We start from the raw sequence: 24,239 nt of genomic DNA on the forward strand, positions 1-24,239 counted from the left end.
AAATTAAATGGATTAACAAGATTAACGATATTTTCCTTTTCTTTTCATTGCTTGAACTGCTCGTTCAGCTAATTGAACTGCATCATCTGCTCGTTTTTGCTCTGCTTTTACTTTGTCTTTTAGGTTTTGATTTTCTACTTTAATTCCAGACATTTCTAATTCAAACGTTTGAACTTTTTCTATCATTTGATCTAATTTGCTTTTCATTGATTCCAGAATTTTGTTCTTTTCCTCGAGTTCTGCTTTTAAATCATCTCGTTCTCCCATTAATTCAAGCATTTTCTCATCGTACATTTCTTCTGGTTTGGGAAGATTTATTGAAGTAGATTGTTCCGTGTTTTCATCCAGGTCGGTAAGAACTTTGTCAATTTCATGAGCCAATTTACTTGCTTCTGGAATATCATCATCAGATTTATATTGTTTCATTGAAAATTTTGATTGTTCTAAAAATTCTGCTTGTTTTTGTTTTAATTTTTTGATTTCTGTCTGTAATTCGTAATTTTTTTGGCGTAAATTGTCTATTTGATTAAATAATTCAGTTGTAGATAATTGAACACCTTGATAAATTTCTTTTGATGCATCTTCTACAATTTCTTCTGTATATTTCTCGCGAAATTTATTGATTAAATCTGAACGGATCGTTTCCTTTTCTTTTCCTAAAATTTCTAAAATGCTTGTTCCTGTTCCACCATGAATTGTATAACGTTTTCGTATTTTTACTTGAATTGGGCAAAATGGGGTGATATCACCTGTGATAATTGCTTCTCCTGGCATTAAGTTTTGAATTTCCTCTTCATCATGCGTATCTAAGCCTTCAGCTGAACTTGTAGTGATATGAATATCGTTAATATCTGTAAGCTTATGGATGATCCAAGTTCCTGCTTGAGCTCGAATTGTAGTATCCAAAGCTTGGGGTTTTTGAGTTATAACCACTAAATTGCAACCAAATTTCCTTCCTTCTTGAGCAATTCTCTTTATTGTTTCAAGAGGACTACTGGATTTCTTTCCAGCAAATAAATGTGCTTCATCTAAAAAGATGAAGAGTGGTGGAATCTCTCTCAATGTACTTGCTTTATAAATTTTAGCGAAAAAATGTTGGATGATATTTTCTTGAATGGGAATATCCACTCCTCGTAAATTTATAGTAATACATTGACCCGGTAGTATTAATTCCTTCATTTGTATAACTGAAAGATATTTTAAATCTAAGTCTGCTTGAGGATTGTATGTCAAATCAGCAAATTCTAAAATATGTTTCCTGAAAGTATGGTTTTGATCATCTTTTTTGAAAAATGTTTCTAAATCAGGAATATTTTTTTCATCTAGAATCTTCAATGATGAATATTCACCATGTCTATCAATGATAATTATTGGAATTTGCTTTTTCATTAATTCTTCAATAAGTACACCAACAGTGTAAGATTTTCCTGAGCCAGATTTTCCCGTAATAAAAACTCGACCAAGTTTTTCAACATTTGGTGTTGCCAATAATCCTGGAATTCCAAATATTTCTCCTAAATATAACGCTTTTTCTTTAGGTGTATCCATTCCTATCGCTGTTTTAATTTCTTTAGGAAAAGCCCTTCTTATTTTAGAATCTAATGGAAATGGTGTTAATGGAGGATTTCCAATAATTTGGCATTCTCCATATTCACCCTTTTCATTATTCCAAACATTAGTTACTGTTAAAATATACGTTTTTTCTCCATGAGTTGCAGCTAGAAATGCTTTGCGCGGAATCTGGGATTCAAAACGAATTTTAAATCCAAATGGAGTCGTTTTTCCCTCAATTTTAGCGATAATCTGGGAAGAAGTGTTATTCATGGATATTTCTCACTTGTATTACTATATTACTTTCTATTGTTTATAATATTCTGGGAGCCCAAAAAAAGATACATCTATAAAAAAGGTATTTTCTTTTGATTACTTCAAAATTCCTTAAGTTTTTAAATTCTTTTAAGTAATCTAAGGATATTAAAATAAAGAAATTAAACTTATTCGCACCAATATTTCAAGATTTTCAAGAAAAATGCAATAAAGAAAAGAAAAGAAAAGAGATAAAAAATGTTATTTTTTTACTAATCGGTAGGTTTTATATTCAGTTACCCCATTAATTGAATTTTCCTTAACAGGAACTTGAACAAACAAATTTTCATCGAGTGGTTTATGAGTGATTTTATTTGATACTTGGGTTTGTTGATACTTTTGAAACGATTTTGCCGTTTCAAGTTCTCTAATTAAAAAATCTCTTACTGCTACTCGAATTAACTCTGAGCGTGAAGGATATAATCCTTCTTGACCAGTGAGAGAATCTATTGCCTTAAGATATGATACAGGTAAATTAACGGTAATAATGCGAATTAGTTATTCCTCCTATTATGTTGAAATACCATTACCTCAATCTACAGAATTATGTGTTAAAATGCAAGACCCACGTTTTAAGTTTTCGTAATTTATTGATGATTTCACTTATTTGATGTATCCTACTCTCCCCTAGTATAATAAACACACTATCCTGCAAAAGGGTGATTGTTATCTTTCCGAGATTCTCGAATTAATAACTATTGTTAATTATGTTGCACTTCTATATAATCCTTTTGTTTTAACAGAAAATTATCTAGTATTAAGTAGATAATAAATGCCAAAAGAAAGAATATTTTATCAGTTTTGGAAAAATCATCGTCTATTTAAAGTTATCTACCTTTAAAAGTAAATATTTAAATCGTTTAAGCAAAGATTGGCTATTGTATTAAATATTATGGTGTTTTTATTTTTTTTAAGATAGCGGGCTGGTTTATCTCTTTTGATTCAGTTAATATTTCATCTTTATTTTTTGATTGAAATTTTAACTTTTCAAATTCCCTAGCTGCTTCTAATTCTTTCAATAAGAATTCCCGCACCGCAACTCTAATTAATTCAGAACGAGAAGGATATAATCCTTGATGATTACTGGAGGTGATCAATTTATCAATTGCGTTTAAATATGTGGTTGGAACATTACATGTGATTATTCTAATTTCTTCATCCTCCTGTATTTCTTTCAAAAAAGATTATAAATTTGCTTTTATTTTCCAAAACGAATTAACTTTCAGTAAAGTATCTTCAAACGAAGATATATCACGATTTAATTGACAATTCTAAGAAAAAGTATATATAATCCCCCAAACTTTGATTTTTGTTCGTAATTTTCCTAGAATATCGTCAAAATTCGATTTCCTTCGCAAATATATACAATCATAATTATGTCGAATTCATATAAAAAGATTTTTGCTATTTAAAGATGTTCTTCTCGAAATATCCTTCCAATTTGTAATTTAATGTCAAAATTTCTTGAAATTTAATAGAATTTAAAATATATTGGGATATTTGTTATTGTAAATCAGTAAATTCAATGGAATTGGAAAAGATTTGTAGCAGCAAGATTAATGTAACAAAATACATTACAATAAATCTTTATCATTATAAGATTGGACAATTTTCGAATAAAAATAATCATTTTAAAATAATTATTAAATTCACTAATACTACTTTTTTCTGAATTCACAATTCGCTTAAGAAATCAAAAAATAATTAAATTTCAAAATGTAATATTTCGTACTAACTATCGTACTAACTAAATTAAGAAACACTGAAATGGAAAAAAAAAGGGGAGACTGCTTATAGATGGCTTATGATTGGTTTGCAATTATTGTTACATTTGTTATATTTGTCTTAATTATGATTATTTTTAGCAAAGAAAATGCAGACTATGTAGCCTTTGCTTTATTAGGTGCCGCCATTTCAAGTTTGATTACTTTTTTTAGATTTGAGGATGTTAATATAATTGAGTCGATTGAGTGGAGTCCGCTAATTTTTATCCTTTCTATGCAAGTAATCGTTTTAATTGCAGAGCGACATAAAATATTTCAATGGATCGCTGTAAAAACTCTACATTTGACAAAAGGGAATCACCGACTTTTCTTCTATCTTATTTGTATTATTGGAACTTTTACTGCGGCAATCATAGCAGATGTTACTGTTTCTATTATTTTTATCCCCTTAACTATTAGAGCTTGTCGAATTTTAAAAATAAATCCTGCACCATATCTTTATGGGATTACAATAACAATAAATATTGGCTCTATTTTTACTCCCTTCTCTTCGTCGGAGAATATTCTGATTAGTTCCAGTTTTGGATTAGGGGTTCAATGGTTTTTTGTTAATACTGGTATCTTCGTAATTACTGCTTTACTTGGAACATTAATATTATTAGATTTTTTACTTTTAAAAAAAATCACACCTCCAGCTGAAGCACAAAAACGCATTCTTTTAGAAATTATGAACCCAGAATTGGTAATAATTAATCGAAAGCAATTTTTACTAAATTCTATTTATTTCCTTGCTGTAATTATAGGATTTGTTATTCTCTCTGATTATGCCTATTTAGTCGCATTATTCGGAGCAATCATAATGTCTTTATTAAACCGCGATCAATTCACAGATAATGTGACAAAGATTGATTGGAAGGTCATCTTCTTTTTTATTTCGCTATTTTTGATTATTGGAAACATGATTGATAATGGAACTTTTACGTTAATTTTGGATAGTTTAAGATCTGTTGCAGGTGGGAATTTATGGCTACTTTCAATCGGGGTATTAATTATGACTAGTTTATTATCTGGGTTTTTAGCAAATTCTCCCACAGCAATTATTGGAATTACTCTTCTAAATGAAATGTTTGCATTTAATCCACCTGCAATTGTAATTATTGCATTTATCTTGGGGATTAATTTAGGTGGAAATTTATTACCACAAGGAGCAGCTTGTGATGTAATGACATTAAATATTGCACTTAAGCATAAAGTTGAAGGATTTACGTATAAGAACTTGCTACGAACAGGTGGAAAATTTGCCTTAATCCACATTTTGATGTGTATTATCTATATAAGCGGATATTATTTAGTTGTGTATTAAAATCAATATTCACTAAGTAAGAAATAGATGATATAGGCGAATAAGTGCGAATAAGTTTTTTATTGAAACAGCCAATATAGTGAAAGGTAAAACGATCCCATAATAATATGCAGCACAGTAATCATAGAACCTCGATAAAGAAGATTTTTGTAATTAAATTCTCGGACATCATTTTTCTCTGCAAGATTAAGTGCCATAAGATCACAAGCGGCTCCTTGAGGAAGAAAATTTGAGCCCAAATTAATTCCAAATAAAAATGCCATCATGATTAAATTCGGAACATCACCAGGATTTGTGCCATAAATATTCTGCAATAGAGTAATAAAAACCAAAGCAGTAGGAACTTGTGCTAAAAATCCAGATAATACTGCAATCATAATCAATATAGTAAGGGCTGCAAGAAATTCATTATCAGAGAGAAATAATTTTGCCCAATTGCCAATTATTTCAAATAATCCCGCCATTTTCATACAACCTATGAGTAAAAAAAGTGCAATAAAGAAGAAAATAATTTTCCAATCAATTTGTTTTGCATTCTCTGTAAACTGGAGCCTATTTAATAAACTCATAGCAAGAGCACCAATAGCAGCCACCACCCAAGGATTTGGGTAGAACAAGAATCCTAATAATATTGCTATAAAATAAATACTATTAAAAATGAATTGCTTTCGATTTACTACAACTAAGCTGGGATCCATAATTTCTAAGAGTATTCTCTTTCGTTCTTCTGCTGGAGGTGTGATTTTTCGAAGTAAAAACCAATCCAAAATTGCTAGTGTAAAAAGAAGCATTGGAAATACATAAAGAGAAAACGATTTTAAAAACCAAAGAAAATCAAGGCCAAATGCTGCTGAAATTAAGATATTTTCGGAAGAAGAGAAGGGAGTATAAAGACTACCAATATTAATAGTAAAACTTATTGCAAATAAATAAGGTGCTGCATTGATTCGTAAAATTCGACATGCTCGAACAACTAATGGAATAAAAATTATCGCTACTGTAATATCATCTATTAGCGATGCAGTTAATGCACTGATTGCGCTAATTAGATAAAAAAATTTTCGATGATTTCCTTTTGTGGCGCGTAAAACACGTAAAGCGATCCATTCGAAAATCTTCTGCTTTTCTACCATTAAAACGATTATCTGCATCGAAATTAAAAAGATAATGGGCTCAAATTCAATTGTATGAACAAATCTCCAAAAAATTATTTCTTGTGACGATTTTTCTCGACCAAATTCACCCAAAATGTTAGTACCAAGATCAGGGATTGTAATAATTGTGGTAAAGACCGCTATTGTCGCAAAAAGTAAAGAAATTGCAACGTAATCCCAATTTTCTTTGCTGAAAACAATTATTATTCCAATAAAAAGCGTTAATAGCAGAATGATGAGCCCAACATACTCCATTTTTACATAATCACCAAAATTAATTTGTCTAAATTCTTATAAATTTCTTATTAAATTCTTATACGTTTCTTATTAAATTTTTATTAAATTTCACAATTTACTCTTATATTGCATTTTCGTCTTTAAGTAAGATGAAGATTATTGATCATTCTTGTAATATTTTATAATTAAATTGCCCAAAAATCTTTCAAATCAGTAAGAACAATTTTAAGTGGAATCATTACTTCATTTATCTGAATAGATATTCATTGAAAATTCCATTGTGGGCCTAAATTTTGATAATTCAAATTCATATCAACTTATCAATGGAAAATTCAATAAAAGGAAGCAGAGAAAAATATGAGTAATGAAAATAAAAAAGTTGATGTCGAAATAGAAGTCACAGATGAAGATTTAAAGAAATTACATGGAAATACACCTAAAAAAGACTCGCAAGCGTCACAGATGGATGAAATTAATCAGATCATGGAAAAGATTAAGCACAAAATCATTGTTTGTTCTGGAAAAGGAGGAGTTGGAAAAAGTACTGTTGCCACAAATCTTGCTGTAGCCCTTGCCTCCCAAGGATTAAGCGTTGGTGTTTTGGATGTAGACATTACCGGCCCTAATATCCCAAAAATGTTAAATCTTGAAGGAAGACGTCCAGAAATTGTCCCTGGAACTAAAAAATTTAAACCTGTAAATGGGCCTTTAAATATTCAAGTTATGAGTATGGCGTTTTTATTAGAAACTCCAGATACTCCTGTAATTTGGAGAGGTCCACTAAAAATGGGTGCGATTCGTCAATTTATTGCTGATGGAGCTTGGGATTCGATGGATTATTTAGTTATAGATTTACCACCAGGAACATCTGATGAAACTTTAGATATAATGCAGTTAACTAAAGGTTCTGTGGTTATTGTGACCACTCCTCAAGAGGTGGCTATGATGGATTCCAGGAAAACAGTTCAAATGAGCAAGACTTTACAATTAGACGTAGTTGGAATCGTAGAAAATATGTCTGGATTGGTGGTAAAATGTCCACATTGTAACGAAACTATCGAAGTGGATGTGTTTGGTTCTGGAGGTGGAGAAAAAGCAGCACGCGAATTAGATGTGCCATTTCTGGGAAAAATTCCGCTTGAACCTATAGTAAGAGAACAAGGTGATTTAGGACTTCCTGTAGTTTTAAAAGATCCTGAAAGTGAATCCGCAAAGGCATTTGAAAGAGTGATTAAAAAGATTCGAGAAAGTGTGGAATAATAATAAAAATGCCCAGTGTTAATTTAAATTAAGTTAAGTTTTCTTTTTTATCTGTTTTTTATCAAGATGTATATTAAATAAAGATAATTAATTCTATATGTAGATTAATAAATACACCTGATTTTGTAATTTACTCTAGAGTTTGATTTTTAGCCTAATAAGGAAAAATTTAATCTTTTCAAGGTAAATCTTCAATTTATATCGATAACTAATTAACTAAATATCAGAACCTTTAAGTAAATCAATATTTGGATGTGTCTTTGCATAAATTTATATATTTGGAACTGATTAATTTTATTTGAAGTCTACATAAAAATATGTAGAATTTATTTGTTCAATATAACAAAACTTAATTTTTCATTCCCTTACTGTGTTTGCTCGAGTTAAGTTGTCTAATATTGAATCATAATATATCTCTAAAAATTGGTGAAAATTATGCCCCGATCAACTGGAAATCTTGTAAATAATCGCTTTATACATTTATCTCCTACTCAAGCTAAAATTGCTCACTCTGTAATACAAATCAAAGATGAGGATGTGAAAAGTTGTTTACAATATACAGATGATTTAATAAAGAGAGTTGGTCCTCGGTTGGCTGGAACTCATCAAGATCATGAAGCAGCTCAGTTTTTATTTGAAGAAATGAAAAAATTCGGTGATCATACACATATCGAGCAGTTTAGTGTTCATCCTGAATCATTTCTAAGCATTTTGCCTGTCTTAGCCACATCTTATTTAATCTCTTCAATATTCCTCTTCTTTGGAACATTTTGGCTTTATCTTGGCGTTTTTGGGTACCTTATTGGTGCCTTTTATGCAATTCTGCAATTTGTATTCTATGAAAAAACATTTGATCCTTTATATCGGAAAATGAAGGGTTACAATGTAAGCACAGTTATTGAACCGGCTGGTGAAGTCAAGCAGCAAATTATACTCTCAGGTCATCACGATTCTGCCTTTATCTTTAATTATATTCAGCATCATCCACGATTTTATACTATTCGTGTACTATCTGGATTTTTGATTTTCACAATTACTCTCTTTTTTGCTCTCTATTGGGCAATTTTTAAATTATTCTCTGGAATAAATCCTCCCATTGTAAATATTATTCGGTTTGGCGTAATCATAGGCTCTGTTATTGTTCTGCAGTATTATTTCTTCAAAAATCGAAAGGGAAGTCCTGGTGCTGGAGATAACCTAATTTCATCAGTAATGGCGATGAAAATCGGTCAAAAATTCTCAATTACAAAAAGTATGGGATGTTATCCATTGAATCACACACGACTTATTATTCTAAGTACCGATGGTGAAGAATGTGGTTTAAGAGGTGCTTCTGCTTACGTTCGGCAACATTTTCAAGAGTTAAGAGAGATTCCTACTTTCAATATCAACATGGATAGTATATATAATTTGAAAGATCTTCAGATAATGATAACTGATATTAATGGAACTGTAAGACTATCTCATTCTTTGGCTGAAGAGATAAAATCGCTTTTTGAAACCCTTGGATATTCAGCTTCGTTATATCCCATTCTCTTTGGTGCAGGAGGAACAGATGCAGCTGAGTTCTCAAAAATTGGAGTGGACGCGGTAACTATTTTAGCAGTACCTACAGAATTCAATGATAATAATGTTGTTTATCATACATCAAATGATACAGTTGAACATATTGAATATCAAGCTGTTATGGCAATTCTCTCATTACTAAAAGAATTTATTATTTCCAAAGATTTTGAAATTTCGTAAAGAAATTATTTTTTCGGTCGCAAATTGAATAAAATTTACTGTAATGTTTTCAGTAATATTATCCGTATTGTTTCCCAATTAAAATGGGCTATTTTTTTCATCATTTTCCTTAATATTTTTATTATTTTCCTTTTTTTTTCTATTAACCATTATAGTAGATCTTTTATATTATTTTGAATATGTTTCTCAAATTAATTATTTGGTTCGTTGTTGTTAATTTCGTGGGCAATATCCTCCCAGAATGATGTGAAAATTCACATTGCTGATTAATATTTAATATTCCAGTAAAAATTAATAAAAAAAAGTAATAACTTCATCTTTTGAACTATTTAGATGACTAGCTTACCATTTGACTCCGCAATTCGTCAGCCAAGTTCATCTTTTTAATACGCTTGGTTAATCGTAAAGTGGCCATCCATATTGAAATGAAACTTAAAAGTAAAGCGAGAGGCCATGTATACCAAGGAATTGAAAGAGGCATATAATACCTATTTCCTAATAGATAATCCATCGAGCGCCAATATACATAATATCCAACAGGTATTGTAATTATCAGACTAAATACACTTAATATGGCATTTTCCCAGAATATCATCTTGGTAAAATATCGAGGATTCGTTCCCATGGCTTTAAATGCCAAAAAATCATTTTCTCGGCTGATAAAACCCATGTACATGGTATTAAAACTAAACAAAATCCCAATGAACATTCCTATCAATATGAATAGGAAAAGAAGGCTCATCATAGATTGCATTAGAGTTAGAATTGATTGCTGGGATTGTTTTGCATTAACCCATTGGGCAACTGAAAAATTACTCTCAATTTGTGCCCGTAATGATGTGATGTCCACTCCCGCATGGGGATTGAAAATGAATCCATTTACATAATTTGGTAACAGACCAAATTTGGTGCTTATATTATTTGATTGAAAGGCTTCAATACTCCAAAATGCAGAATAATCAATTAATTCTCCAACTAATCCCACTACTTTTACTGAAATATTCTCAAATAACCCAATTTGAATTGTATCTCCTAAAGTAATCCCGAATTTATCTGCAATCCCACTACCCATAATTATTTCACTGGGAGTTGTATCTTTTATCGAGTTTATAGAGCCTTGAATAATATGTACATTACGTAAAGTAGAATTTTCTTGGTAACATTCAATTATTAAAGCGCCTTTGCTATCATTTTCACAATATAATGGTGAATATAAGGTAATTTTTGCTTCGTAATAATCAATCGTATTAGATGGTAATGAATTCATAAAATCTGTAATTTCTGATATAGGAATTGGAGTTTCGAGTATTACTTGATAATCTGCTGTATTATATTCTGTAAAATTCCTATTTATTCCCGTAAACATATTTGAAACCATAGCGAGTGAGTTAATCATCATTATCATGGAAGTGGAAATTGCTAAGATTGTGATTATCGATTTGCGCTTTCGTAAAAATATTTCACGAATGGGAATGCGCATATGAAGGGGATGAAAAATTGGAATCCAACTGAAAAATTTCTCTGAGACTGTGGATTTTATTGATTTAATTCGATTAAATACAGCGGACATGGCTTCACGAGGTGTGATCTTTGTGATCGGAAAAGCACTAATACCAGAAAAGATTACACAGACAGCAAATGTAATCAAAGATCCAAAAAGATATTCTTGCCAAACGATAGGAAATACAAATGTTTGAAATGGAAAAAATCTCGCTATGAGCTTCGTCATTCCAGTAGCAAAAAAATGTCCCAAAGGAACACCAATTATTACTCCTATCAAGGAAAGAATCATAGTTATTTTCATGTAATGCAAGATTATTACAGAAGGTTCAGCCCCCATACTCATATAAAGACCAATGTTTTTCCGCTGTGCTTGAACTAAGCGAGAGATAGTATTAAATATAGCAACACAGCACATTACCAATCCAATTGCGCCAAAAATTGTACCCATTTTATCAATGGAACCAGCATCAGCGTCAAAAAAGGTGCGGTCATCTGTTTCATCATAAATTGTAAATTTAGTAGTGCTTATATCAATATTTTGGCTAATAAATCGTTGCGTTAAAGCCTCTGCTGCGTGATTTATCATTGATTTATCTAAACGAAAATCAACTGTAAATAGTATTTGATTGACCAATGTCAAGCCACCGAATAAATCTTGTTGCAATCCGGATAGATTTATCCATATAATTGCCATTTGGCCCATTAAAGTCATTTGACTGACAGGATCAACTACATAAACTTGATCAGTATCTTGACCGATAGCTTGCACAGTATAGTTATTATGAACAGTTCCCAATAGAACAGAAACATTTTCTCCCAATTGCACATCTTGTCCCAACATTGTTCCAGCAAAGCGTGATTCAATAATACAATTTGTAGTTTCATTTAACACACTTGCTGAATCAGTAATATTTTCTCCTATTGATTCTAAATATACTTTATTTATTACATTAGGAAAATCAACCCCAATAACTAAACAAGGGAATATTTCACCGTTATAAGTCATCTCGGTATAAATAATCAATCTTCCTTCAATATCTGCAATATTATTTTTCGTTAGGAAAACAGAATCATTTTGAATTTGTGTGATATTTGTATCCAATACAGGAGCTGTAAAAGTAAATCTACCATCCGCTACGTTATTTTGGCGTAAGTTTTCTTCATATGATGCCAGAACCATTGTACCGCCTGAACGCATTCCCAAAATCAGCGCTATTGTCACTGTTACAATTGTTATAATCAAAAATGATCTGAATTTTTGTGTTTTTATTTCGCGAAGTACCTTAATATCCATTAAGTTCATGGTTCTTACTCCTGGATTTTTTTTGTATATTGAAGTTCAGCTATGGAATTTTGCACTTTATCAATTTTACCCATTCTCAGATGATAAATGCGCTCAGCAAATTTAGTAATACTAATATCATGACTAACCACAATAAAAGTGATACCCTCTTGGCGATTGAGCTTTTGCATCAATTCAGCAATTGTTTGACCAGTTATATAATCTAAATTGCCCGTTGGTTCATCTGCTACAATTAATTTTGGCTTTTTTACTAAAGCACGGGCAATTGCGACTCTTTGTTGTTCTCCTCCAGATAATTGGCTGGGAAATCGCATTTCTTTCCCTTTTAAACCAACCTTTTCTAAAATATCATAGGATTGGACTTTGATTTCTTTATAATCCTTCAATCCTTTAAATTCTAAGGCAAGTCCGACATTTTCCCAAGCACGAAGGCTATCAACAATATTAAAAAATTGGAAAACCCAACCTACTTTCTCCTTCCGATAATCATTTAACTGTTTATTAGAAAATTCGTGTATCAATTCACCATCTATTTCAATAGAACCTGAAGTGGGATGATCAATGCCTCCAATCATATTTAAAAGGGTTGTTTTTCCTGCTCCAGAAGGACCTAAAATTACAATAAACTCTCCTTCTTTAACTTCTAAGTCAATGCCATCTAAAGCATGGATTTTCGTGTTTCCAAATTCAAACTCTCGGCGTAAATCTTTTGTTTTCACTAAAATTTCTTTGTTCATTTTACTCGCCATTATTTTTTGTAAAATGAAAAGCATCATATTATTTAAATGAAAAGGCGATTTTTGATTATCTTAATTTGAGAATCAATAATTTGAAATCACTGAAAATTATTCTCTTAAGAGTGAATTTTCGATGGTAATAGGAAATTATAAATAAAATTATAGGAAAACGAATAGATCTTTACACATGCTTTAAATTTTGCCCCAATAATATTTTTGGGGTAATTATTCATTCTTTATTTGTAAATATTTTCTTTATTTTCCAAAAATAAAATTCTGGGCAGCATAGTTGAACAAATCAAAATTTATATGATAAATTAATAGTGATTAATCTTGCTAAATAAAGAAAAAGAGAAGAAAAAAGATAGAAATTGAATTTACTTTATAATGTTGGCTAATTTTGTATAAATTTTCCGTTCATGGAGAGATTGGTAGATTTCTTGGTTGATCTTGAATATTTCTTCATATTTTAATGCATTATCAGGATTTGGGGTCCAAATATGATTGATATTTGCCATGTCATCAGCTGCTTTGGCTAAATCTGAATATTCTCCTGCTCCAAAAGCAGCTAATATGGATGCTCCCACAGCAGTTGATTCTTCTAAATCGCCTCGTCCGCATTGTATTCCCAGTACATCTGCCATAATTTGATTCCAGAGATTTGAACGAGAACCACCCCCAGTAATTCTCAAATCTTGAGGTTTCAAGCCGAGTTCAGAGAAAACTTTAATATTCTTTTTAACTTCAAATGCAACACCTTCTAATACAGCGCGGTATAAGTCTCTGGTTTTGTGTCCTAATGCTAAACCAAACATAATTCCACGTGCATTTGGATTCCAATAAGGTGCTCCTGCTCCTGCTAAATGAGGAAGGAAAAGCAATCCATTTGCTCCAACAGGAGATTTAGCTGCTTCATCTGTAATTAAGTCATAAGGATCAACTGTATTTCCACGACTTGTTTCTAAATAGGCTTGAATGGATTCAGCTGCTCCAATATTATCCCGACACCAGCGTAATGCTGCACCAGAAGTAAATATACTTGCTTCTTGTACCCACTTTCCAGGTACGGCTGCACAACTACAAAGTACTCGCTTTTGAGGATCAAAAGAAGGTTTATCCAAATATCCTAAAATAAAAGAACCTGTTCCAGTGGTACATTTCATTCGACCTGGTTTTACCACTCCAACTCCCAAAGCTGCACATTGTTGATCTCCTGCTCCTGCTATTACCTTTGTAGATGTACTAAAACCTGTATCTGATGATTGTATTGTTCCAATCTCCGTGCCAGGAGCAACTGCTTCGGGCATTTTATCTAAATCAATCTCCATTTTTACAGCAAAATCATCAGACCATTTTAATTGATTTATATCAAATAGCATAGTTCTGCTCGCATTTGAAAAATCAGTTATAAATTTCCCTGTTAATTTATGCAGAATAAAATCATGTACGAGTAAAAATTTATGTGTCTTAGAATAAATATCAGGATGATGATTTTTGAACCATAAAATTTTCGATCCACTAAAATACGGATCAATTGTTAACCCAGTTGTATGATATACTTGGTCTTCTCCGATATTGTTCTTTATCCAGTCACATTCTGCTGTTGTTCTTCTATCTTGCCAGACAATTGCATTATGTAATGGATTCCCGTTTAAATCAACTGGAACAATTGTTTCTCGCTGATTTGTTATTGCTACGCTAATTATATCTTCGCTGTTTATTTTCGAGCGACGAATGGCATTAAAGATTGTTTTTCTTACTGCATCCCACCATGCATTTGCATCTTGTTCTACCATAGCGGGAGAAGGATAGAAACTTTGCCATTCTTTATAATCTCTGCCTATTTCTTTTCCAGATAAATCAAAAATGATACATCTGGTTCCTGTAGTGCCTACATCTAAAGCTGCAACATATTTACTCATATTTTTTCATTCCTCTGAATTGATCAAATAGTTACTTCGTATTATTTAATATTTAATTTGACCTTTCTTCTTCTTAAACCCTCAGCTTTTTATACTTAAAAAATAAACAACATTTATGTTAGAGAAAATCCAAAAGTTTATGAAAAATTTACATAAATTTGATCATCCTATGGAGATCTATGATCTATTAGAAAAAATTGATAATCTTCATATTAGATTAAAGAAATCTTTAGAACAAGAAGGAAAAAATGAAATCGAAAAAATTTTAGGAGATTATATCATGGAGTTTGTTGAAATTGCAAATCGTTATGAGATTAATTTGACTACTCTTCTTCAACAGCGCTATAATTTAAATTGAGGCACAAATTAACCAAACTTGATCAACAGTACATGAAAAACCATTTTTCTAATTCTTTTTGCAATCCAATTATCTTTGCTCATCGAGGTGCTTCAGGCTATGCTCACGAGAATTCTTTCGAAGCTTTTGATAAAGCAGTGGAATTAGGTGCTCATGGAGTTGAATTTGATTGTTGGTTAACGAAAGATAAGCATGTTATTATTCATCATGATCGTTTTTTTTTTAATCAAGCCACAAATCGTCATATTAACTTAAATAGGCTATCTATTTCTGAAATAAAGAAACTTATCCTTCCAAATGGCCAACATATTCCAACTTTAGAAGAATTCTGTCAACGTTATCAAGATGTAAAGATACATGAACCAATAAATGGTTATTCTAAACTATTATTTAGCATTGATTTACAAGATAATCGAGTAGGCTTTTACATTATTCCAATATTAGCCCATTATAATCTTTTGGATAGAACTTTTTTATGTAGCAATACTTTATGGAAAATTAGAGATTTGAAATTGCAATTCCCCAAATATTCACTACACTTTATTGCCTCAAATTTAGAATATCACATCCTTCAACATCATCTTGAACCTAATGGAAAAATTCGTAAATTAAAGATTGACGGATTTAATATTCAAGCCCCTCGGTTTAAAGAAGAATATAAATTACTTTTAAAGAGCGCTGGATTAAGGATATTTCTATGGGATATGCACACAAATACAATACTTAAAAAATTCTTAAAATTTAATCCTGATGCAATATATACAAATTTCCCAGATAAAGCTTGCCAAGTTAGAGATAAATATAATTGCAAAGTAAAATAATGACATATCTGTAGTTTAAATTGAAAAAATAGATGATTGAAAAAATAAGAAATAAAATGAATTACATACAATTACATCCCAATTCTACGACGTTCACTATGACCGCATTCTGGACATATTAAATAGCCAAAACCAATTCGATAATTATCTGAAATCCCCACTAAGGGATTACCACAAACAGGACATTTTGGAGCTGAACTTGGAAACCATTGCCCCTCTTTATTAGGTGTGGCTTTTAATTGGGCGATCCATTTTTGGAATCTAGCAAATGCTTGAAACTCTTGGCGTTCTTTTTGTTTATCTCTAAAAGATTTTGGACGGGATACAATAACACCTACTGATTTCATTTTTTCTGGAGTATTAATTAATGTAAGCAAAGGAAGAATGGCATTTTGCTTCATTCGTGCAAAAAATTCACCTAAATCTTGAGGACCTACTGCTGCTATTGCACCTCTTCCTTTATGTTTCACATTTCGATCAATCAAAATTTGATAGACTCGATCTTTGAAATCCAAAGCCCAAATTAAAATCCATGTATCTGGATTTAATTGCTGTTTTTCATTATTGAAAACACTGATTAATCCCATTTCAACGTAGTAAGTGGCTTGGGATCGGCATAATTTCATAAGATCATCAAAGAACTTCCTTTCAATTAAAGGATATGGATATAAAAATTCCTTCATATCAGATAAATCAAGGCGTGTTTGTTCCTTTTGCCAACTCGTACGAGTGGAGAGTGTAAACATTCTAATTTATTATATATTTCGTTCAAAAAAAATAGTGGTTTTTTAGAGGAGAAACAAAAAATTTGAAAAGGGTGAGTTCTAAAGAGTAACGAGGAAAATCTAATCACTTAATAAAAATAAATTGAGTTAATTAGCATATGAAAACATTAACAGAAGAAATTCAAGAAATATTATCTCCTCATGAAGGAGTCAGTTTTATTAAAGATAATCGAATTTATCAAATGTATCCTTTGATGTACCTATCTGATTTCCTTGAAATTGGAAGAAATCTTCCATTTAGTTATCAATCTAAATTTCTTTCACTTATTCACTCAGAAGAAATAGTGATATTCAATGGTATTATTTATAGTGTAAAATATGGTCTCAATCTGAAAGGAAGATTAAAAGAAATTCTCACAGTTTACCATCAACACATGAGACAAATTGTAGGAGAAAAGAAATCTCTTATTGATTTATATGAAAAAATTCCTCCCCAAGATATTGCCAATTTAACTGAAAGTCATATTATATTTGTAATGAAACCTTTATTTCGGAATCCTCAAGAAAAAGCTTTAGCTGCAATCCGATATCTTCCTCCTTATCAAATTCATTTTGAAAATCTTGTTTATCAAATGCCTGCTTGCACGATTGCCATTCGAATTGATGAAAATTTCCATCCAGAAAACCCAGAAGTTATTGCAGAAAGCCCAAGCTCATTTTATGAGCATCCATTTGTTTATCGCGATTTTCACTTTTTTGGTCAAAAAATCTGTATGGGTTCCTTTTATAATTCTGATGATGAAAAAGAATTCAACCGATTAAGATTTGCTAATACAATTAATAGTTTGATACGTCAAGCAGTCCAAATTTTAATCACAGGTTATAATCGGCGTGTATCGCCAGCTAATGGGCATCTAGGTACACCTCAATACTCAAAATACTTAGCAACAATAACTTCTACAAAAAAGAATAAAAAAAATAAAAGATGAGAAGATATGTCAAAAAAGAGGATTTTAGTTGGAAATTCTATTGAAGAGATTTTAAATAAATCAAATATAACTGAACTCCATAATAAACAAAGTAAAATTACAGAAAAAGAGATAATAAGAGAAAACGGGCTCAAATATGTCCAAAATTCTTCTGTAACATCTAATTCTGCTGATCTTTCCGAGGTTTTAAACGGTTTTCATCCAATTACTGAAATTTCAATAACTGAATATGCCTTAAAAAAAATGTTTATAATGGCTGAAGAAGTTACAAAAATCACTACTAAAGAAGTTGAGGTCTATGCATTGTGCATAGGAAAAAACCATTTGATTGAAGATATTCTTATTCCTAATCAACAAGTTCATTTTGCATCCGTTCACGTAGAAGGGCGCGATCTTTTAGATTTAAGTTCTTATATACATAAAGAAAACCTAACAATTTTAGGCTGGACTCACAGTCATGCAAATCTCAATGTGTTTTTTTCAGGTACAGATTATTTTAATCAAGATACTCTCTTGGCTGAGACATCTAATTATAGAAAATGGAATGGAATTCAAGTTAAATATGTTTATGGCATGACAGTTAATTTAAACCATAAATATTTTGGTTTGGTAAGTACTCAAGTTTTTACTGGAAAAATATTTCATGAACCTGCTTCTTTTAAAATAATTAAAACCTTACCAAATGATTTAGATTTAATTGAAACTAGAAATAAAGTTCAAATAGAGTTAAAAAACAAAATTTTTTTTGAAAAAAAAAAAAAATGGGGTTAAATGATGAATTCTTTAAAATATGATAGACAATCTAGAATTCCAGGGTGGAATCAAGAAAAATTATCAAATGCAACTGTTGCTGTAATTGGTGCTGGGGCTCTTGGAAATCATGTCTGTCTTGGTCTTATCGGCTTAGGAATTGGAACAATTAAAATATTCGATTTTGATACAATTTCGACTCATAATTTAAATCGGCAATCACTTTTCTGTGAAAAAGATATTGGTAAAAATAAAGCAGAAGTACTTGCTGAACGATTAACTGAAAGAAATTCCTCCTTAATTATTGTTGGTATCGATGAAAAGATCGAAGAAACAACTATTAATTCAGTAATTCGAAATGTGGATTTAATTATAGATTGTGTTGATCGAATTAGAGTGAGAAAAATCCTGAATTTTTACTGTATTCGTAAAAATATCCCTATGATTCATGGTGGACTGTCTTGGTTTGGGGGTCAAATTGGAATATTAACAAGAAAAACACCGTGTATAAATTGTATTTTTCCTAAATCAATACAAGAACAAGAAACTCAACAAGAAACATCGTGTATCCAAAAACCTGAACCCAGTGTGGTATATACTAGTCAAATTGTAGCTGGGTTTATGGTAAACTGTGTTCGCCAAGTCCTTTTACCACTTCCATCAGATCCACCTTTTATTCCAGGATTATTTAAATTTGATTTTCGATTTGAAAAATCGTTTTATTTTGAGCGTACTACTCGCCAAAAAAAGTGTGAATGCCGCAAGATCTTAAAAGAAGTTGATCCTGATATATTAAAACAAGAATTAAAACGTAAACAAGAACAAAAAAAGGCAGAAATTGAAGAAATTGCCGCTTTCCTCGCTGAAACTCATTAATCATTATCATAAATCATAAATAAAAATTAAAATTAAGGTGATAACCATAAGTGACGAATTAAAAAAAGCATTAGAAAAAGGAGAAATCCTAACTGTAGGAAAGACTATTAAATCTTCATTAGATAAAGATGAACTTGACGTTCTTCTCTCTTCAAATGTAGATTTAATGACAAAATATTATAATGATCCAATTGGGGTTGATTTTCAGAAAGTTTTTCCTCCATCAATCTATATAATGGTAAGATCTATTTTTCTTGATTTACTACAATGGAAAAATATCAAAAAAGAATTTCGATATGCTGTTGATGATATATTTATAAAATTTCAACAAGGGGATTGGAACAGTTTCTTCAATCTTATTAAGAATTTTCTTAATCGACATGATCCTAAAGAAGAATATAAAATACCTATTCATTATTCCTTACTATTCATTCTTAAACTTCAAGTATTGAAGTTTCAAGCTGAATTTGGTAAAAATTTTACCGATTCTTTATTTATAATAAAAGATAACTTAGAAATCAAAAAAATATCAGAAAAAGAAGCAGATGAAATTATTGAAGAATTAAGAATTAGTTTTCAGCGAAAATCCCGCGATACTATAGATAAAAATTCGAAAAAAAATAGAATTATCCAATTTAATGAACATATATTTCGAATACGAACAACACTATGGTTATTTACGAAAACTTATTTAGCCACAGCAAAACAAACAAAAATTCCTTTAAAACAACTAAAATTAACTAAATCTTTTCAATATTTTATCGAAAATGGGAAATTTGAACAGGCTTTGGATGATATTGATCAAATATTTTCATTAATTCATAATGATTTAAAATCACAAATTGCTGAAGAAAATTTTGTAGTAAAAAGATCAAAAATAGATAGTAATAAAATTCTTATTGTCTTGTGGGCATTATATGAGATCTTGTCCAAATTTGATCCATTATAATAGATCGAATGTAGCTTGATTGATAGAGTGAATGATTCTTTTTTTTCAAATTGATAGATAAATATTCAATTTTTCTCTTTATTTTTCTTTTTAGGAAATGTTGAATTTTCTTGTATTTGTTTTTTTATATTTTGATTTCGAATCCAATAGGTATGAATTGGATTTACTTCTTCATTTTCTCCTTTTTTTTTAAAAGGGTTTTCTGGAGTTCGTAAAACTTGCTGTTCTGAAAAATTTTGAGGTTTAAATAAAGTTTCAAATTCCTGGTTTGATGTTAATTTCATTGTTATTTCGTTTTGAGAAGATTTTAGAGGTTTTATAGTAGCATTTTGTTTTCTTCTATTTGGGAATATTGTGGGCATCTGAGTACTTGATAGTGGGGCAATAGGATCCATGTTTACTGAATTAGGTTGAATTGTTTGATTACTATTTTGGCTTAAATCGATTTTCTCGTCAAGTGGATTCATGATTGTATCACTATTTAAATCTTGTTTTTGTGAAATTTGAGAAGTGATTAGAGGAGATTGCTGTTTTTTATTTGATGTGGCAATGTCTGCAATTCTTTCTAATGTATTTTGAATTTTTTCACGCACCCAATCATATAAATATTCACGATCAGGATGATTGTTCATAGTTCGAACACCTTTAAGTATTAGGTTGTATGAATCTTCAATTTTGCCTTGAGAGAAAAGTTCCCATACATCTTCGTTTAGATTCAAAAATTGAAGATTTAAATTACAAGACTTAAATAAAGTTATTCGAAAAGGTTCAAAGTCTTGGAGAGCTGGATTATTTTTAGAAGCTTCAAATAATTTTAACAATGCGAGCTTAAGTGTTTCAATTTCTTTCTGATTTTTTACAATAGCAAGTAATTTTTTTATTTTAATAAGCTTATTACGGTAATCTTGTTGAGATAGGCTTTTCTTCTTTTTTTTATTTTCTTTTCCCATTATGAATTCAGCTCATGCTGATAATGGAAATTTATCCTTTTAAGCATTTTTAACTTGGCTAATGCAAATAAATTAAGGTGTTGATTTTTGTTAATAATTTGACATTCAATGCAATCTCGTTCGATAATTAAGCGATCTCGAATTCCGAAAATAATTGAATTATGGATTTTCAATAATTCAGGGTTGCTTTTGCTTAATACACGAAATTTAAACTATTCAAATACTAATAAAGTTGATCCTCTATTATTTTCAGGAATGTTAGCTGCAATGGAATTCATTTCTGAAAAAAAATTAAGCCATATTGCTATGAACGATTTGCAATTAGTCTTACTTCCTATTTTAGAACCTATTCCGCTCTTTTTAGTAGCACTTACTTATAAATATGTAAAATCTCGCAGAGTAAGAGCAGTTTTACAAGAGATTTATGAGGAATTTATAAAAGAATTTAATGAATTAATTCCACATTGGAATGGAAATCTCTCGATTTTTGACTATTTTCAAAAAAGGTTAACAGATAAATATTTTTCATAATATCCTTATCTTTCAAAATTTAACTTCAAGTTCGAAAATTTCTATATTTATTCTTTCACTCGCTTGATAAATTCAACTGATAATTGGATTATTGCCTCAACATCATAAAGATTAACTACTTCAGAATAACTGTGCATATATCGATTTGGAATTCCAATCAAACCAATCGCAACACCTTTTTTTGATAATTGAATCCTATTTGCATCAGTTCCAGTTCCCTTTGGTTCTGCGATTAATTGAATGGGAATATGCAAATCATTCGCAGTTTCCTTTAATAATTCAATAACTTTTGAATTCATGTTTGGACCAATAGAAATAATTGGACCGCCCCCTAATTTAGCTCGACCTTGATATTTTTCTTGAGAATGTGGAGTATCCATGGAAAAATCAACGTCATATACTAAGGCGATATCTGGTTCAACTTGAAATGAAGCGGTGGTCGCACCACGCAATCCTACTTCTTCTTGTGTAGTTGATACACCGATTACTTGAGCTGAAATTTGTTCGTGCTGAATATCTGATAATCTCTTCATGATTTCAGCAATAATAAATACACCTATTTTATCATCAAAGCAGCGACTAACGATATCTCCATTAGAGCCTAAGCGAGTATAATAGTAATCAAATATTGCTGAATCTCCTATTCTGATCCCAAGATTTTCTACTTCTTTTCTTGAACGAGCCCCTATATCGATGAATAAATCTGAAATTTGAACAACTTTTTTTCGTTCATTGGGTTCTTGAAGGTGAATTGCTTTTTTCCCAATTACTCCAAAAATTTCCCCTTGATTTGTAATGATTTTCACATATGTTCCAGGTAATAGATGAGGATCCAAGCCGTTTGCATAGAAATAGAGAAATCCATCCTTAGAAATATATTTAATTAGTAAACCAACTTCATCACAATGCGCCGCCAACATAATTTTGGGGCTTCCTGAGGAATTGAAGGTTGTAAATACATTTCCCATAACATCTGTGTTTATTTTTTCAACATATGATGCAAGATAATTCTTAAAAATATGCTGAACAGAGGTCTCATATCCAGAAACACTAGGAGTATTCACCAATAATTGCAGAAATTTTTCATCTGCTTTGATATCGGAGGGTAATGTGAAAGATTTCATCTTTTATATTTCCTGACTTGTCAATTACAAAAAAAGATATAAAAAAAGGTAAGTATTACCATTTTATTATTTAAGGCTAGTAGATAAAATATTTATTCTGGAATGAAAGAAGTGTCTTTGGTGATTTTCTTAATTACTGCTACGGTTAATTTCACAATCTGTTCTACATCTTTCAAATTTACTATTTCAGTCATGCTGTGCATGTATCTATTAGGAATTCCAATTAAACCTGTCGCAACTCCTGCTCGGGTCATTTGAATTGAACGGGCATCAGTTCCTGTCGGTCTAGATGCAGCACTTAGCTGAAGAGGTATTTTAAGCTCTTCAGCAGTTTTTACGAATAATTCATAGAGTTTTGGGTTAATATTAGGACCACGTACCACCACAGGACCGCCGCCGAGTTTTTTTATTCCTAAATCTGCTTCTTTTATTCCTGGAGTATCACTGGTGTGTGTTACATCAAAAGCAATTCCAACATCAGGATCAATACTGAACGCTGAAACTACTGCTCCACGAGTGCCAATTTCTTCTTGAACACTGGAAACAGCATGAATGGATGCTTCAATATTTTCTTGTTTTAAATAACGTAACACCTCAGCAATGATAAAAGCACCGATTTTATCATCAAAACATCGACTAACAATATCCCCATTATTACCCAAGTAGGCAAATGAATCATTGAAAATAATAGGATCACCGATTTGAATACCCATTTTTTCCACTTCTTCCCTTGATCTTGCTCCTACATCAATGTATTGGTCTTGAATTTTTATAACCTTTTTACGTTCATCTGGGTCTTGGAGATGGATTGCTTTTTTTCCAATTACTCCGAAAATATTGCCTGATTTTGCTAGAATTGTTATACGTTTGCTGGGTAATAGATGTGCATCCAATCCACCTAATGGATTAAAATATATGAATCCTTTATCAGATATATAACGCACTTGTAAACCTACTTCGTCGACATGACCCATTAAAACAATACGAGGTTTTCCATTAGGATTCAAAACGGCATCTACGTTACCTAATACATCAGTTTTAATCTCATCAGCAATATCTTTTAAGTAATCACGGTATAATCTTTGTGCTGCTTCTTCAGATCCTGTTGGAGAAGGTGCATTTACAAACTTTTCAAGAAATTCCAAATTGATCGTTTCATCAAAGCTCATAATATGATAAATTAAGTGAAAAGCTTTTAAGAATTGTTCTCTTTTTTATTTGAAGAATTTCTAAAATGGCTGAACATACATAAAAGATGTGTTTATAATTATTTTTAGATTGAAGAACACCTTTTTTTGAATAAATTTAAAAATCTATACCTAATTTTTTAAGTTAAAAATTCTCTTTATTA

The 24,239-nt window shown here is 30.9% G+C and carries 21 protein-coding genes; 10 read left to right on the top strand and 11 right to left on the bottom strand.

The window, feature by feature from the left end; translation table 11 throughout:
- Window positions 1–21: 21 nt before the first annotated feature.
- The 3 genes from ACXLDF_RS11255 to ACXLDF_RS11265 all read right to left on the bottom strand — a co-directional run bounded on the left by ACXLDF_RS11255 (window position 22) and on the right by ACXLDF_RS11265 (window position 3,044).
- A complete protein-coding gene (locus tag ACXLDF_RS11255) occupies window positions 22–1,824 on the bottom strand; it encodes an ATP-binding protein (protein WP_457558628.1) in 1,803 nt (600 codons plus the stop codon).
- Between the two features lie 243 nt (window positions 1,825–2,067).
- Window positions 2,068–2,361 carry a ribbon-helix-helix domain-containing protein gene (locus ACXLDF_RS11260; protein WP_457558670.1) on the bottom strand — a complete coding sequence of 98 codons (294 nt, stop codon included), beginning with the start codon at window positions 2,359–2,361 and terminating at the stop codon, window positions 2,068–2,070.
- Window positions 2,362–2,756: 395 nt separating this feature from the next.
- A complete protein-coding gene (locus ACXLDF_RS11265; RefSeq protein WP_457558629.1) occupies window positions 2,757–3,044 on the bottom strand; it encodes a ribbon-helix-helix domain-containing protein in 288 nt (95 codons plus the stop codon).
- 619 nt (window positions 3,045–3,663) lie between these two features.
- Here ACXLDF_RS11265 and ACXLDF_RS11270 point away from each other — a divergent pair.
- Window positions 3,664–4,953, top strand: coding sequence for an ArsB/NhaD family transporter (locus ACXLDF_RS11270; protein ID WP_457558630.1), 1,290 nt, complete (start codon window positions 3,664–3,666; stop codon window positions 4,951–4,953).
- A gap of 59 nt (window positions 4,954–5,012) precedes the next feature.
- Here the strand turns inward: ACXLDF_RS11270 and ACXLDF_RS11275 are convergent, their stop codons facing one another.
- On the bottom strand, window positions 5,013–6,362 hold the full coding sequence (locus ACXLDF_RS11275; RefSeq protein ID WP_457558631.1) for an ArsB/NhaD family transporter: 1,350 nt from the start codon (window positions 6,360–6,362) through the stop codon (window positions 5,013–5,015).
- Window positions 6,363–6,701: 339 nt separating this feature from the next.
- Here ACXLDF_RS11275 and ACXLDF_RS11280 point away from each other — a divergent pair, with 339 nt between their 5' ends.
- Together ACXLDF_RS11280 and ACXLDF_RS11285 are read left to right on the top strand one after the other, a co-directional pair.
- Entirely contained in the window at window positions 6,702–7,604 is a 903-nt protein-coding gene (locus tag ACXLDF_RS11280; protein ID WP_457558632.1) for an Mrp/NBP35 family ATP-binding protein, read from the top strand.
- A 435-nt stretch (window positions 7,605–8,039) separates the two neighbouring features.
- Entirely contained in the window at window positions 8,040–9,350 is a 1,311-nt protein-coding gene (locus ACXLDF_RS11285; protein ID WP_457558633.1) for a M28 family metallopeptidase, read from the top strand.
- A 337-nt stretch (window positions 9,351–9,687) separates the two neighbouring features.
- Here the strand turns inward: ACXLDF_RS11285 and ACXLDF_RS11290 are convergent, their stop codons facing one another.
- From ACXLDF_RS11290 to ACXLDF_RS11300, 3 genes are all read right to left on the bottom strand, one after another.
- A complete protein-coding gene (locus ACXLDF_RS11290) occupies window positions 9,688–12,156 on the bottom strand; it encodes an ABC transporter permease (RefSeq protein ID WP_457558634.1) in 2,469 nt (822 codons plus the stop codon).
- A 5-nt stretch (window positions 12,157–12,161) separates the two neighbouring features.
- Window positions 12,162–12,893, bottom strand: coding sequence for an ABC transporter ATP-binding protein (locus tag ACXLDF_RS11295; protein WP_457558635.1), 732 nt, complete (start codon window positions 12,891–12,893; stop codon window positions 12,162–12,164).
- 377 nt (window positions 12,894–13,270) lie between these two features.
- Window positions 13,271–14,815 carry an FGGY-family carbohydrate kinase gene (locus ACXLDF_RS11300; protein ID WP_457558636.1) on the bottom strand — a complete coding sequence of 515 codons (1,545 nt, stop codon included), beginning with the start codon at window positions 14,813–14,815 and terminating at the stop codon, window positions 13,271–13,273.
- A gap of 139 nt (window positions 14,816–14,954) precedes the next feature.
- On the opposite strand from ACXLDF_RS11300, the gene ACXLDF_RS11305 reads away from it, so the two are divergent.
- Together ACXLDF_RS11305 and ACXLDF_RS11310 are read left to right on the top strand one after the other, a co-directional pair.
- Window positions 14,955–15,173 (top strand): hypothetical protein, encoded by a 219-nt coding sequence (locus ACXLDF_RS11305; protein ID WP_457558637.1) that lies wholly within the window; start codon window positions 14,955–14,957, stop codon window positions 15,171–15,173.
- Between the two features lie 32 nt (window positions 15,174–15,205).
- Window positions 15,206–15,994, top strand: a complete 789-nt coding sequence (locus tag ACXLDF_RS11310; RefSeq protein WP_457558638.1) for a glycerophosphodiester phosphodiesterase — start codon at window positions 15,206–15,208, stop codon at window positions 15,992–15,994.
- A 71-nt stretch (window positions 15,995–16,065) separates the two neighbouring features.
- On the opposite strand, the gene ACXLDF_RS11315 is transcribed toward ACXLDF_RS11310, so the two are convergent.
- The gene (locus ACXLDF_RS11315; protein ID WP_457558639.1) at window positions 16,066–16,740 is read right to left on the bottom strand and encodes a hypothetical protein; all 675 of its coding nucleotides are present in this window, start codon (window positions 16,738–16,740) and stop codon (window positions 16,066–16,068) included.
- 137 nt (window positions 16,741–16,877) lie between these two features.
- On the opposite strand from ACXLDF_RS11315, the gene ACXLDF_RS11320 reads away from it, so the two are divergent.
- From ACXLDF_RS11320 to ACXLDF_RS11335, 4 genes are read left to right on the top strand one after another with little or no spacing between them, the layout of a single operon-like run.
- Complete coding sequence (locus ACXLDF_RS11320; RefSeq protein ID WP_457558640.1) at window positions 16,878–17,708, top strand: hypothetical protein; 831 nt, start codon at window positions 16,878–16,880, stop codon at window positions 17,706–17,708.
- Between the two features lie 6 nt (window positions 17,709–17,714).
- Window positions 17,715–18,479, top strand: coding sequence for a hypothetical protein (locus ACXLDF_RS11325; RefSeq protein WP_457558641.1), 765 nt, complete (start codon window positions 17,715–17,717; stop codon window positions 18,477–18,479).
- Window positions 18,480–19,334 carry a HesA/MoeB/ThiF family protein gene (locus ACXLDF_RS11330; protein ID WP_457558642.1) on the top strand — a complete coding sequence of 285 codons (855 nt, stop codon included), beginning with the start codon at window positions 18,480–18,482 and terminating at the stop codon, window positions 19,332–19,334.
- Between the two features lie 37 nt (window positions 19,335–19,371).
- Window positions 19,372–20,283 carry a hypothetical protein gene (locus ACXLDF_RS11335; RefSeq protein WP_457558643.1) on the top strand — a complete coding sequence of 304 codons (912 nt, stop codon included), beginning with the start codon at window positions 19,372–19,374 and terminating at the stop codon, window positions 20,281–20,283.
- Window positions 20,284–20,348: 65 nt separating this feature from the next.
- Here ACXLDF_RS11335 and ACXLDF_RS11340 read toward each other — a convergent pair whose 3' ends face one another.
- The gene (locus ACXLDF_RS11340; RefSeq protein ID WP_457558644.1) at window positions 20,349–21,233 is read right to left on the bottom strand and encodes a hypothetical protein; all 885 of its coding nucleotides are present in this window, start codon (window positions 21,231–21,233) and stop codon (window positions 20,349–20,351) included.
- Window positions 21,234–21,341: 108 nt separating this feature from the next.
- Between ACXLDF_RS11340 and ACXLDF_RS11345 the strand changes: the two genes are divergently transcribed.
- Window positions 21,342–21,764 carry a hypothetical protein gene (locus ACXLDF_RS11345; RefSeq protein WP_457558645.1) on the top strand — a complete coding sequence of 141 codons (423 nt, stop codon included), beginning with the start codon at window positions 21,342–21,344 and terminating at the stop codon, window positions 21,762–21,764.
- A gap of 47 nt (window positions 21,765–21,811) precedes the next feature.
- Here ACXLDF_RS11345 and ACXLDF_RS11350 read toward each other — a convergent pair whose 3' ends face one another.
- Both ACXLDF_RS11350 and ACXLDF_RS11355 read right to left on the bottom strand, forming a co-directional pair.
- Window positions 21,812–22,888, bottom strand: coding sequence for a M42 family metallopeptidase (locus ACXLDF_RS11350; RefSeq protein WP_457558646.1), 1,077 nt, complete (start codon window positions 22,886–22,888; stop codon window positions 21,812–21,814).
- A gap of 92 nt (window positions 22,889–22,980) precedes the next feature.
- Window positions 22,981–24,057: a M42 family metallopeptidase gene (locus ACXLDF_RS11355; protein WP_457558647.1), complete on the bottom strand. Its 1,077-nt coding sequence runs from the start codon at window positions 24,055–24,057 to the stop codon at window positions 22,981–22,983.
- Between the last annotated feature and the right edge of the window lie 182 nt (window positions 24,058–24,239).

The sequence above is a fragment of the Candidatus Harpocratesius sp. genome (assembly GCF_054039255.1).